Origin of the sequence: Streptomyces marianii (assembly GCF_005795905.1) — a bacterium.
Taxonomy (GTDB): domain Bacteria; phylum Actinomycetota; class Actinomycetes; order Streptomycetales; family Streptomycetaceae; genus Streptomyces; species Streptomyces marianii.
Map to the genome: position 1 here is coordinate 394324 of NZ_VAWE01000001.1, position 12616 is coordinate 406939.

General features: G+C 73.2%; 9 protein-coding genes. 6 read left to right on the forward strand and 3 right to left on the reverse strand.

Features of this window, described 5'->3' with window-relative positions; all coding sequences use genetic code 11:
- Window positions 1-117: 117 nt before the first annotated feature.
- The gene (locus FEF34_RS01770) at window positions 118-2427 is read right to left on the reverse strand and encodes an ABC transporter permease (RefSeq protein WP_138051545.1); all 2310 of its coding nucleotides are present in this window, start codon (window positions 2425-2427) and stop codon (window positions 118-120) included.
- Window positions 2424-3104 (reverse strand): ABC transporter ATP-binding protein, encoded by a 681-nt coding sequence (locus FEF34_RS01775; protein ID WP_407698248.1) that lies wholly within the window; start codon window positions 3102-3104, stop codon window positions 2424-2426. Before FEF34_RS01775 ends, FEF34_RS01770 begins: the two co-directional genes overlap by 4 nt.
- A gap of 186 nt (window positions 3105-3290) precedes the next feature.
- On the opposite strand from FEF34_RS01775, the gene FEF34_RS01780 reads away from it, so the two are divergent.
- Entirely contained in the window at window positions 3291-4112 is an 822-nt protein-coding gene (locus tag FEF34_RS01780; protein WP_138051547.1) for a sensor histidine kinase, read from the forward strand.
- Window positions 4109-4834 (forward strand): response regulator, encoded by a 726-nt coding sequence (locus tag FEF34_RS01785; RefSeq protein ID WP_138051548.1) that lies wholly within the window; start codon window positions 4109-4111, stop codon window positions 4832-4834. The genes FEF34_RS01780 and FEF34_RS01785 overlap by 4 nt, the downstream gene beginning before the upstream one ends.
- 42 nt (window positions 4835-4876) lie before the next feature.
- Here the strand turns inward: FEF34_RS01785 and FEF34_RS01790 are convergent, their stop codons facing one another.
- Window positions 4877-5773 (reverse strand): DUF4158 domain-containing protein, encoded by an 897-nt coding sequence (locus FEF34_RS01790; RefSeq protein WP_234042217.1) that lies wholly within the window; start codon window positions 5771-5773, stop codon window positions 4877-4879.
- A gap of 785 nt (window positions 5774-6558) precedes the next feature.
- Between FEF34_RS01790 and FEF34_RS01795 the strand changes: the two genes are divergently transcribed.
- The 4 genes from FEF34_RS01795 to FEF34_RS01810 all read left to right on the forward strand — a co-directional run bounded on the left by FEF34_RS01795 (window position 6559) and on the right by FEF34_RS01810 (window position 12540).
- Window positions 6559-7350, forward strand: coding sequence for a uracil-DNA glycosylase (locus FEF34_RS01795; protein ID WP_138051549.1), 792 nt, complete (start codon window positions 6559-6561; stop codon window positions 7348-7350).
- Window positions 7351-7719: 369 nt separating this feature from the next.
- The gene (locus FEF34_RS01800; protein WP_138051550.1) at window positions 7720-9516 is read left to right on the forward strand and encodes an RICIN domain-containing protein; all 1797 of its coding nucleotides are present in this window, start codon (window positions 7720-7722) and stop codon (window positions 9514-9516) included.
- 312 nt (window positions 9517-9828) lie between these two features.
- On the forward strand, window positions 9829-11502 hold the full coding sequence (locus tag FEF34_RS01805; RefSeq protein ID WP_138051551.1) for an alpha/beta hydrolase: 1674 nt from the start codon (window positions 9829-9831) through the stop codon (window positions 11500-11502).
- A gap of 114 nt (window positions 11503-11616) precedes the next feature.
- Window positions 11617-12540, forward strand: coding sequence for an aminoglycoside phosphotransferase family protein (locus tag FEF34_RS01810; RefSeq protein WP_138051552.1), 924 nt, complete (start codon window positions 11617-11619; stop codon window positions 12538-12540).
- Window positions 12541-12616 lie beyond the last annotated feature (76 nt).

Sequence of the window (12616 nt, forward strand, 5' to 3'; positions counted from 1 at the left end):
TCGCCCGGTTCTGGGCGCGGCGGGCCGCGTGGCTTGACTCGCCACTGGCAGACCTCACGCATGACCGGGCCGCTTCCTGCGCTGACTCCGATCCAGAGGCTGGTGCTGACGGGTGATCTACTCGGTGTGCAGCACCGAGGCGATGGTCATCCGGGCCGCCGACCGGGCCGGGACCAGGGCGCCGAGGACTGCGATCGCCACACCCGCCAGGAGCATCGCGGCCAGCTGCGGCGCGTGCCACACGTCCTTCATGTACTCGGGGAAGTCGACCACCCCGACATGGCCTACGACGAGGCGGTGCGCCACGATCCCGAGCGGGATGCCGAGCAGCCCGCCGACCGCGCCCAGCCCGGCGACCGAGGTCACCGTCAGCACCACCACCTGCCGGGGGGTCATCCCGATCGACTTGAGCATGCCCAGGTCCCGGCGCCGCTCACGGGTGTTCAGCAGAACGGTGTTGAAGACACCGAGCGACGCGACGAGCGTCAGCAGCACCGTGAAGACCGTAGAGAAGGTGATGACGGTGGCGGTGCCGGCGTTGCCGGAGTCCATCACCGACGCGTGCAGGCCCGGGTCGAGCGCCGTGACCGCCTCGGCGTAGGCGCGCGCGTCGGCGCCTGGGGCGAGCCGCACCGTGTACTCGGTGGCGTGGGCGTCCGGTGCGAGTTGGGCGAGGGTCTCCCTGGTGGCCTCCAGGGCCCGGGCGTTGCCCTCGATGAGCTGACCCACGACGGTCGCGGTGATCTTCCTGCCGTTCAGCTCCAGCGTGACCCGGTCACCGAGCTTCAGCCCGCGCTGGGTCAGGAACGCCGGACCGGCCACGATCTCGCCCGCCGCGGCCGGCGCCCGGCCCCTGACGATGGTGTTCTCGTACAAGGAATCGTCGCCGCGGTAGAAGTCGGCGAAGACGGGCTGGGTCTGCCCGGTCATGTTCACCTGGGACAGCGCGCGGGCCCGTACCCCCTGCGCATCCGGCAGGGACCGCAGCCTTTTCTCGATCTGCAGGTCATTGAGCCGGGGCGGGGTCCGGTCGTTGCCCGACCCCCCAGTCGTCACGTGGATCCTGGCGCCTCCGTCCTCCCGCCCGACATTGCCGTACGCCACCATGGTGCTGGTCAGTCCGGTCGACAGGGTCACCGTGGTGACCCCGAGGACTATGGCCGCCAGGGTCAGCAGGGTGCGGCTGGGGCGGGCGAACGGCTGGCCGAGGCCCAGACTGACCGGGCGCGGCAGCCGGGTGGCACCGAGCATCCGCTGGACGCGCAGCCCGCGCCCGGTTCGCGGCGCGTCGCCCGCGCTGATCGCCCGTGCGGCGGGCAGCCGGTGGGCGCGCAGGGCGGGGACCAGCGCGGCCAGCAGGACGAGGACAGGCATGCCCACGAGGCAGGCCACGGACACCCACGGGCTGATGCCGCCGACCGAGGCCCGGCCCACGTCGATGCCGGTGAACGCGACCTTCAGGATCGGCCCGGCCAGCGCGTTGCCGGCCAGAGTGCCCAGCACGCTGCCCGCCACCGCCGGCACGGAAAGCATCGTCAGGTAGACGGCGACGACCTGGTTCGGGGTGAAGCCCAGGGCCTTGAGCACCCCGATGTGCCGGTACCCGGAGACGACCGCCCCGCTGACCACGTTGCCGACGATCAGGGTGGAGACGAGCACGCCGAGGATGCCGAAGAGCGTCATGAACGGGAGGTAGGAGTCGGCCAGCGCGGAGAAGGCCTGCTTGAGGGTGAGGTAGGTCTGTGCGCCGGTCAGCGAATCCTTGGGCAGTCCCGTGGTGGCCCGTGCCAGCGAGGCGCTCAGCTGGGCCTCCGTCGAGGAGTCCGTGAAGCGGTACAGCATCTGGGCGGAGGTCGGGTGCAGTGCGGCCATCTGCTCGGGCGAGACCCAGGCGCTCGCCGACTTGCTCATGCTGGTGGCGAATCCGACGACGGCCAGCGTCGCTCCGCCGGGGGTCTCCAGCCTGGTGCCGAGGAGCGCCGTGCCGGGGGAGCCCTGGGCGGACCAGTTGACGACGATCTCGCCGGGTGCGGTGGCCCAGTGGCCCTCAAGGAGTTCGATCTGGTCCACGGGGCCCGCCGGATCGGCGCGGCCCACCACGGTGAGGGTGCCGCCCGCCATCCAGAGCCAGTCCTTGGGGATGTCGACGACTGTCTGCTCGAACGGTCCGGCCGCGGCCTCCACCCCGGGCTGCCGGGCAGTCCGTGCCAACTGCTCCTGCGAGACCTTCGTGGTGTCGAAGGTCGCCGCCGTATGAGCACCGCGCTGTTCGGCGTAGGCCTTGTCGAAGGGGCCCGAGGCGGCGCTCAGCAGCGCCAGAGCGAGCAGGACGGTCGTGGTGGAGCAGAGCACGACGAGCCCGATGACGAAGGTCTGGAGCCGACGGCGCTTCACGGCCGCGCGCGAGGCTCTCCATACGGCGCTCACGCGGTCGCCTCCAGCATGCTCTCGCGGGCGATCCGGCCGTCGGCGACTTCGATCAGCCGGCTGGCGCAGCGGGTGGCCAGCTGCGGGTCGTGGGTGACGATCAACAGGGTCTGGCCGATCTGGTTGAGGTCGATCAGCAGATCCATCACCTGCTCGCCCGACCGGCTGTCGAGGGCGCCGGTCGGCTCGTCGGCAAGCAGCAGGGCCGGGCGGTTCATCAACGCCCGTGCGACGGCGACGCGTTGCCGCTCGCCACCGCTCAGCGTCGCCGGATAGTTGTTCCGGCGCTCGGCGACACCGAGTTCGTCCAGGAGCTCCAGGGCACGGCGGCGTGCCTGCCGGGCCGGGGTGCCGGTCAGCTGCGCGGCCAGCGCCACATTGTCCAGGACAGGCAGATCGTCGATGAGGTTGAAGAACTGGAAGATCATGCCGACGTTCCGCCGCCGGAACAGCGCCAAGCCGGTCTCGTTCAGTTTCCCGAGGTCATGACCATGCACCTCGACGGTGCCCGAGGTCGGCCGGTCCAGGCCGGCCACCATGTTGAGCAAGGTGGACTTGCCGCAGCCGGAGGGGCCCATCACGGCGACCGCGTCCCCCGCCCTGATATCCAGTGACAGGCCGTTCAGGGCCTTCGCGTCGCCGTACTCCTTGTGCACGCCTTCCAGCCGCACCACCACTTGCCGGGCACTGTCGTGATCAGTTGTCATGGTTCGAACTTAGGACGGAGTCCGCGGACGGGGCGTCACCCTCCGGATGCATCCGTCCGGGCAGGTCATCCCGGGGATGTACGGAGCTGCATCCGGGGGCTGATGTGGGGCGCGTCGTGCAGCTGCGAAGATGTTCCGGTGTGGGGATCTGGCACGATGTGGCTGGTCATAGCCCTGGCGGCGGCAGTTGGCGCCGCCGGGTGTCTGTGTGTTGCGGCGGTCCGGGCGCGGCGGCTTCACCAGGCGGCCATTGCGGAGCGCGGCTGGCTGCTGGAGCGGGAGCGCGAGAGCGCGGCGCGGACCGCGGTCGACGCGGAGCGGGCCAGGATCGCCACTGAGCTCCACGACATCGTCAGCCACAACGTGAGCCTCATGGTGGTCCAGGCCGGGGCCGCCCGCGAGGTGCTGGCCACGATGCCCGAGGAGGCCGCGGCGGCGATGAGGGCCGTCGAGACCGCCGGGCGGAACACGATGACCGAGCTGCGGCACCTGCTCGGCCTGCTCGCGCCCGCGCAGAACGGCGACGACGAGTCCTACGGTATGGACCTGTCACCGCAGCCGAGCTTGGGCCGGCTCAGCCCGCTGATCGACCGGATCGTCTTTGCCGGCCTGCCCGTGGAGATGCGCATCTCGGGTGAGCCGCGTCCGCTGCCGACCGGGATCGATGTCACCGCCTACCGGATCATCCAGGAGGCCCTCACCAATGCCCTCAAGCACGGGGACGGGGCGAAAGCCGAGGTGACGGTGCGATACGCGGACCACTACCTGCGAGTTGAGGTGCTGAACAGCGGACCGAGCGTCCTGTCGGGCAGCCGGCCCGCGCGGAGAGAGCCGGCCCAGGGCCAGGCGGACGGAACGCGACGCGGGTTGCTCGGCCTGCGGGAGCGGGTCGCCGTCTACGGCGGCGACCTGGACGCTCGCCGCCGCCTCGGCGGCGGCTACCGCGTCCGCGCCCGGATCCCGCTGGACCGGCTATGACGCCGTACACCGAATCCGCCCCTCGCGTCGTGATCGCCGACGACCAGGAGCTGGTCCGCACCGGCTTCCGCCTGATCCTGACCGCCCGCGGCATCGACGTGGTGGGCGAAGCCGGCGACGGAGCCGAGGCCGTGGCCGCCGTGCGAAGGCTGCGGCCCGACGTCGTACTGATGGACATCCGGATGCCTGCCATGGACGGCCTGGAAGCCGCCCGCCGCATACTCGCGCAGGCCCCGGACTGCCGGGTGATCATGCTGACCACCTTCGACCTCGACCACTACGTCTACGCCGCCCTCGCCGCCGGAGCCAGCGGATTCCTGCTCAAGGACGTCACCCCCGCGCATCTGACCGCCGCCGTACGCCTGGTCGACACCGGTGACGCTCTGCTCGCACCCTCGATCACCCGCCGCTTGGTGGAGCGTTTCGCCTCCAGCGCCCCCAGAACCGGTTCGGGCCTCGTAACCCCGGCCGTCCACCGCGACCTGGCCGCACTGACGCCGCGAGAGCGGGAGGTGCTGACGCTCATGGGTCGGGGTCTTTCCAATTCCGAACTGGCGCAGCATCTGACGATCAGTGAGGCGACAGTGAAGACCCACGTGGCCCGGATCTTCGCCAAGCTGACCCTGCGCGACCGGGCCCAGGCTGTCGTCCTCGCCTACGAGACAGGACTTGTCTCACCGGGCGAGTCCGCTGACACCGCCAAGCCGTGGGGGCGAAATTGAGCGTCGCGCGGTGCCCCGAGGGAAGCGCGCGGGCGGCGGTGGCTACGAGGTCTCCACGCGCCGCTCGGCACGGGCGTTGATCTTGTGAACCAGGGCAACCAGTAGCTCAACCGGCGCGTCCGTGATCTCCGCCTGCCGGGAGGAGCACAACGCGGCCAGCAGCGTGACCCGCACGTCCTCGCTCGTGTCGCGGAAGTCGGAGGGGTACATCTTGATCGCCCGCGCCCTCCACGCGGCCACCATCTTCTCCGAGCAGTCCGCGAACAGCCCCTCGGGCAGGCCGAGCCTGCGCACGTCGTTCAGCTTCGTGATCTCGGTCAGCAGCGAGTCCAGCCCGACCGCGCCCGGGTCCCGCTTCAGTGAGGCGAGCAGCGCGGTGCCGTCGTCGTTGCCTTCGGCCACCAGCGTCAGCAGCCGGCCGACGCACACCTCGCCGAGACGTTCGACGGTCCGCGCGCAGAACGCCCGCTCCCACCGGTTGCGTGCCGCCACCAGGACCTTCTCGACGCGCGTGCGGCCGGGCGGTTCGATGCGCTCGACACGGCACTGCACCAACAGGGCCTCCCGCTGCCGGTCCTCGACCAGCTCGACCGGGCAGACCTCCGTCGCCATCCACTCTGTCAGCCGTTCCTCATCCGCCAGCGTCGACGGCCGGAACCCCAGTGCCTCGCGGATCTGCTTCCGGTGCCGCTTCGCGCCCGCCAGGTCATACTTCCCGAGCTCGGCCGCCGGCACCTTGACCAGTCCGGCGACGTACGCGACAGCGGGCTGCGGAAACTCCTCGATGAACTCCGGGAACCGACCCTCGATCTCGAAGAACTTGAGCATCAGGCAGAATCCGAGCCGGGTCGGGCCAGACTTGTTCGCTACCAGGTCCCAGTCGCCATCCACCAGCGTCCAGCACGCCACTGCGTCTTCCGGCGACCACTCCCGTCGCACACCCGCCCCTTGTCGTCGGCCCTTCGGGCGCTCACCCGGTCGGCTCAACGAAGTCCCTTGGCCCCAGGAAACGGCCTCCGGAACCTACCGGCGGGTTACTTGTTCCCTGGTGTCCGAGCTAGGACTACCGGGCCGACACCGTGACCTCCCGCAACAACCTGGCTTCCGACGCAAGGCGGCCCCACCCTCGTGGGGGCGGGGCCGCCGCGACCGTCGTCGCCTACCGCGGCAGGATCCGCTCGGCCACCGCCGGTCGGTGGGTGGTCGTCGCGGGGTCCGGTGGCGGCCGCGCAGCCGTCACCGGCGGGCCGGAGACACCAGGATCACGTCGTACCGGGACCGGGCAACGAAGGCGGTGGTGCGGCAGCGCACGTCCGGCCTCCCCTCAGTCGGTCCAACTCCTGGTGGTGCGCGCCACGTTGACGTGGCGGCGGGTGAGCCGAGTGTAGAGAGCCACAGGAGGCGGGCGCCCGGGATTTTCCATGCCCGGGCCCCGGGGACCGCGTCCGCGGCGTCGGGAAGGGCGCTGGGCGCACCCGGCTCCGTTCCGGCTGCGGAACGGGACGGAACGCGCATCCGGGCCCGGGCGGAGCCGGCTCCGCCCGGGCTGCGGGCGTGCCGTCCGTCCCCGGCTCACGTCGTGGTCGCCCCTCCCCGGCGCAGACCGCCGGTCACCGGTGCCGCCGCGGATCCGCCCACTCGGCGGCACACCGCTCCCCTGTCCGTGCGGCGTGCGCCGACCGCCGGAAGACCATGGCACCTCGGGGGCCCGGTAGCGTGGAGGGATGGAGCGACCGCTCGACCGAGGCAGCGGCCCCGGTGCCGACGACCCGGCGTTCCCGGCCCGCCACGCGCCTCGCTGCACCCGTCTGGACGAGCTGGACGAGCTCGTCGCACGGTGCCGGGCGTGTCCCCGGCTCGTCGCCTGGCGCGAGGAGGTGGCCCGGGTCAGGCGCGCCTCGTTCCAGGACTGGGAGTACTGGGGGCGCCCGGTCCCCGGATTCGGTCCCGCGGACGCGTCCCTGGCCGTGGTCGGTCTCGCCCCGGCCGCGCACGGGGCGAACCGCACCGGACGGATGTTCACCGGCGACGCGACCGGTGACTTCCTCTTCGCCGCCCTGCACGAGATCGGCCTCGCGTCGCAGCCCACGTCGCGGCACACCGGCGACGGGCTGGCGCTGCGCGGTGTACGGCTGACCGCCCCCGTGCACTGCGCCCCTCCGGAGAACCGGCCGACGGCGGACGAGCTCCGTGCGTGCCGTCCCTGGCTGTCGGCCGAGCTGGGTCTGCTGGCTCCCCGGCTCCGTGCGGTGGTCGCGCTCGGCGGCTTCGGCTGGCGGGCCCTGCTCGCGGCGATCCGCGAAACCGGGCGGCCGCTACCGCGGCCGCGTCCCGTCTTCGGCCACGGAGTTCACGTCGTCCTGCCGGCGGTCGACGGTCTTGCGCATCCGCTGCACCTGCTGGGCAGCTACCACCCGAGTCAGCGCAACACCTTCACCGGCCGGCTCACCTTCCCGATGCTCGTGGGAGTGCTGCGCCGGGCTGCCGAACTGGCGGATCTGCCGGACGTGCGCTGAGTCCGATCGCGCATCACGCCCGGCGTCGGGACGTGCCCGTCGGCGATTCCCGCCGGTCGAGGGAGACGCAGCGCGCCTCGGCGCCGAACTGGCCCGCGCCTCGGGCCCGCTGGTGGAGGCGGCGGACCGGATCCTGGCCCGACTGCTGCCCGGACCGCCGCACGACGACACGGTGCTGGTCCGCGCCCGCGTCGGACGGGCCGGCTGACCGGGCGGCCCACCGGCGCCCTCACCTCGACGACTTACCCGCGGAAACACCTTTCCCAGCCCGTCGCGCTGATCCACCATGGGCATTTGTTACCGGCAAGTGAACCGGCGCCCCCCTGCGGGGCGGGTCGGCCATGCCTCGGGGGACGAGGAGACGCAAGGGTGCCAGAGCTCCACAACGCACGTCCGCTGCGCGCACAGGGGCAGCAGGACGACTCCGCCCTGTCGGACGCGGAGCTCGGGGAGCGGATCCGGTCCGGTGCCCCGCGCGCCCATCCGGCGATCCAGGAGCTCAAGCGCCGGCACCTGCCCGCGGTCCTCGCCTACGCCCGGCTCTGCGGCCGGAACCAGACCGCCGGCAACCAGCTGGCCGCCGAGGCACTGCGGCTGGCCTCGGAGGAGGCCGGCCGCGGCATCGAGCCGCGCGGGCACTGGCGCCACCATCTGCTGGTGCTCGTCCGGCGCGTGGGCACGGACTGGGCCCGCGGCGGCCGCCGGGACAGGCTCTCGGCCGACTTCGCCGCCTGGATCGACCAGACCGACGCCGCCGGGACCGGTGCGGTCCCGGCGGCGGGGACGTCCGCAGCCACCGTCTCCGGCCGGCAGGCGGCCGGCGCCGCGCCCGAGGTCTCCGCCGCCGTGCTCACCGCCTTCTGTCGGCTGCCGGCCCTGACCCGGGGAGCGCTCTGGTACACCGTGGTGGACCAGGAGCCGGACTCCACGGCCGCCGGGTATCTGGGCGTCCGCGCCGATCTCGTCCCCGATCTGCGGCTCCGGGCGCCGGAGTCCATGCGCCGGGCCTTTCTCCAGGCGTTTCTGGAACGGGGCGACAAGCGGTGCCTGGGCTACCGCAGGATCATCGAGGCGGCGGCCCGGACCGTGGACCGGAGGCGGAGCGAGGATCTGACGCTGCATCTGGCCGAGTGCCCGCGCTGCACCCGGGCGGTCGCCGAGCTGACCCGGATGACCGACAACCCCCGGATGGTCTTCGCCGAGCATCTGCTGGGCTGGGGCGGCGCCGAGTACACCGCACGTCTGCCGGTGTCCGGAACGCAGGGGGTGGTGTCCGTGGTGCCCGGGGCGGTGCCCGCCGCCGGCATGCCAGGGCCCGGGTCCGACCAGGGCCCGCCAGGGCCCGCGCCGGCACCGGGCAGCGGGCCGGCGTTCGCGGCCGGCCAGACGACGGCGTCGGCCCCCGGGCGTCCCCCGCAGCCGCCCGCCGGCGCGGCGCCGGGGTGGCGCACGCGCCTTCCCTCCCGGACCGTCATGCTGATCGCCGCCGCCGTCGTGGTCCTGGGCTCCGCCGCCACGGGGACCGCCCTGGTGGCCTCGTCCGGGGACTCCGGCGGGTCGCGCGAGCCGGCGGCGTCGGCACCCACGGCGGAGGGCGCGTTCCCCACCGCCGCGGCTCCGCCGCCGGTCCCGACCCTGTCGACGAGCCCCAGCGCCCCGCCCGCGGCACGGCCCACGCCTTCTCCGACGCGCACACCGCCCCCGGCCGAACCCCCGGCACCCGCGCCGACGGGGAGCGCGGTGCCGATTCCGGCGCCGATCGTCCCCGGAGCGGGCTACCACCCGGTGGTCAACGCGGGCACGGGTCTGTGTCTCGACGTCGAGGACGGGGTGATGGCCAACCGGACCGACGTCATCACGACCGAGTGCAACGGCGCCACGACCCAGCGGTGGCGGCTCGAGCCGAACGGCCTGCTGCGCAACAGCGGGGATCCCGGCTTCTGCCTCGACTCTCGCGGGGACACCGACCGCGGCGCCGGGATCTGGTCGTGCTCGTCCGCCGACGGCCGCAACGGCCTCAATCTGCTGTTCGACGTCGACGGCGCGGGAGTGGTCAGCCCGCGGATCGACCCGGACTTCGCCCTCGAACCCCACGATGGTTCCCTGGGGTTCGACGGGCTGGACGGCGACGCAGACCAGCGGTGGAACGCCGGCACGTCACGGTAGGCGGGTCGCGGAGCATCCGCTCAGGCCGTGCGGACCCTCAGGGTGCCCGTGGCTCCGTGGCCCCGCCGAGGCCGCCGACGGCGGCCGTGCGGTCGTCACCCGGCTCCGCCCAGGCCAGGCTCCGTCCGGAGCCGGAGCCTTTCGGTCCTCCCCTCGGCGGCCGAGGTGGCGGTTCTTCAGGGGCCCCGCCCCGTCCGACGGGTGACGGCCATTCGGCCGTGTGCGGTTGCAGGCCCGGTGGCCCCGACGTCGTATCGGGACGAACGCTCCTGACGCAGACGACGCCCGGTGCCGCGGCGGCAAAGGATGACCATGCACATACCCCGATCCCCCGCCGGCCGCGGGCGCTTCGCCGCGGTCGCCGTCGCGGCCACGATCTGCGCCTGCGTGCTGAGTGCCCCTGCCCCCGCCCCGGTCGGCGCCCCTGCCCCCGCCCGTTCCCCCGTCCCGGGGCCGGCCGACGGGCCGGCCCCGGCGGACGCGGCTCCGGCCCTCGTCTGGAGCCCCTGCGCCGAGGCCCCCGGCTTCGACTGCGCCACAGCGAAGGCACCGCTCGACTATCGACGGCCCGCGGGGCGAGCGGTGGATCTCGCCGTCATCAGACACCGGGCGACGGGCCCCGCACCGCGCCTCGGCACCCTCTTCTTCAACCCCGGAGGCCCCGGCGGAGCGGGCACCCAGGCCCTGCCCCAGTGGTACGAGCTCTTCCCCGAGGAACTCCGGCAGCGCTTCGACATCGCCAGCTGGGACCCCCGCGGGGTCGGCGGGAGCACCGCGGTCCACTGTTTCCCCACCGCCGACGAGGCGTACGAGTGGCTGGAGCGCATACCCTTCGGGTTCCCCGTCGGCGAGAGCGAGACGGAGGCCTGGGTCGACGCCTACTCCGACCTCGGCCGGCTCTGCGAGCAGCGCGACCCGGAGTTGCTGCGGCACGTCTCCACCACCGACACGGCACGCGACCTGGACCGGCTCCGGCAGTCCGTGGGAGACGAGAAGCTCAGCTTCCTCGGGGTGTCGTACGGAACGTTCCTCGGTGCCACGTACGCCAATCTCTTCCCCGACAAGGTCCGGGCGATGGTCCTGGACAGCAACATCGACCCGCGGGCCTGGGTGGACGGGGCCGCCGGTGCGAACCCGCGGCTGACGACGTTCCTTCGGGAGGACGTCGACCTGGGGTCGGCCGCGACCCTGCGTCAGTTCCTCGACCACTGCGGGCGCACCGGTGCCGACCGTTGCGCCTTCTCCGCCGGGAGCCCAGAGGCGACCCGTGCGAAATTCGAACGGCTTATGACGCGCCTCCAGGAGCGCGCGCAGGGGTCGTGGACGTACGCCAGGACCGTCACCACGGTGCTCAGCGGCCTCTACGCCATCGACCCCGGCTGGTACGACCTGGCCTGGACGCTGGAGGACCTCTGGGCGTGGCGGCCCCCGCAGGAACCCGTCGCGCCGGAGGGCCCGTTGCCGTACCCGGCGTTCGAACAGATCGAGGCGATCCGGTGTTCCGAGAGCCCCAATCCGCGCGATCCACGGCGGTTCCCCGAACTGGCGGAGTTCAGCTACGGCCGCGCCGGTGACCTCGGCCGGGCCGTCGCCTGGGCGAGCGAGCCGTGTGCCACCTGGCCGGCGACGGCCGCCTCCCGTTACGCGGGCCCGTGGAACCGTCCCACGGCGAACCCCGTGCTCGTGGTGAACACCGTGTACGACCCTGCGACCCCGTACCAGGGCGCGCTCGCGATGACCCGGCAGCTCGCCAGCGCACGCCTGCTGACCGTCGAGGGGTACGGGCACTCGTCCGTCGTCAACCCGAGTCTGTGCGTGGACGACCACGAGCGCCGCTACCTCGTCGACGGCGTCCTCCCTCCGGCGGGGACCGTATGCCGGCAGGACGTGCGTCCGTTCAGCGAGTCACGCCCCCGGGGCGGCGTCGGCACCGGCGGTGGCGGAACGGCCGGCGGCACGAGGGCGGTCGCGCCCGGCGGGAACTGAGTTGACGGGCCGTGGGCCGGGCGGCTTCCATCGACCTGCTCCGGCCCCACGGCCCGGAGCCCGCCGCCCTCGCGACCCGCGCTGCGGTCGGGGCGTCTGCGAGGAGAGGAAGGCATGACCGTCAGGACGACGCGGGACGGAACGACGCGGATCGACGAGACGCTGGTACGACGGCTCCTGCACCGGCAGTTCCCGCAGTGGGCGGGCATGCCCGTCACCGCGGTGCCCTCCGCCGGCACGGCCAACGCCATGTTCCGCCTCGGACGGGACATGGTCGTGCGGCTGCCCTGCACCCCGGGGTCCGCCGACGACGTGGACAAGGAGCACCGGTGGCTCCCGCGGCTCGCCCCGAACCTCCCCACGGCCGTGCCGGCACCCCTCGGCAAGGGCGTGCCGGGCGGCGGATTCCCGTGGCCGTGGTCGGTCTACGGCTGGCTGGACGGCGAGAACCCGGTGCCCGGCCGGCTCGCCGCGCCGCTGCCGCTCGCCGGGGACCTGGCGGGCTTCGTCGCCGCGCTGCACCGGATCGACCCGGCGGACGCGCCCGCCTCGTACCGAGCGGAACCGCTCTCCGCACGGGACGCCGACACCCGCGCCGCGATCGGGGCCCTGGAGGGGATCGTCGACGCGGGCGCGGCGGTCGCAGCGTGGGAGGCATCGCTGCGGGCCCCCGGCCGGGACGGACCGCGCGTCTGGGTCCACGCGGATCTCCAGCCGGGGAATCTGTTGCTCGTGGGGGGACGTCTCGGCGCCGTCATCGACTTCGGCTGCCTGGGGCTGGGCGATCCGGCGGTCGATCTGATCGTGGCGTGGTACGTCCTGACCGCCGAAGCGCGCCGCCCGTTCCGCGCGGCTCTGGGCGTCGACGAGGCGGCGTGGACGAGGGGGCGGGGATGGGCGCTGTCGATCGCGCTGATGGAGCTGCGGCACTACCGGGACACGAATCCGAGGATGGCGGCCATCGCCCGGCACGTCGTCCGCGAGGTCGTCACGGACCACGGGGCACGACGGCCGGACGGGCGGGAGCCGGACGGGTAGCGCCCCGGGCGGGAACCGCGCCTTCCGGCAGTGGCCCGGACGGGGGCCGGAACCTCCCGTCCGGTCCGTTCGGATC

Bases quoted from the DNA above. Each gene is read 5' to 3' on its own strand.
- FEF34_RS01805 (WP_138051551.1), top strand. From the start codon at position 9,829: ATGCACATACCCCGATCCCCCGCCGGCCGCGGGCGCTTCGCCGCGGTC.
- FEF34_RS01780 (WP_138051547.1), top strand. From the start codon at position 3,291: ATGTGGCTGGTCATAGCCCTGGCGGCGGCAGTTGGCGCCGCCGGGTGT.
- FEF34_RS01795 (WP_138051549.1), top strand. From the start codon at position 6,559: ATGGAGCGACCGCTCGACCGAGGCAGCGGCCCCGGTGCCGACGACCCG.
- FEF34_RS01810 (WP_138051552.1), top strand. From the start codon at position 11,617: ATGACCGTCAGGACGACGCGGGACGGAACGACGCGGATCGACGAGACG.
- FEF34_RS01785 (WP_138051548.1), top strand. From the start codon at position 4,109: ATGACGCCGTACACCGAATCCGCCCCTCGCGTCGTGATCGCCGACGAC.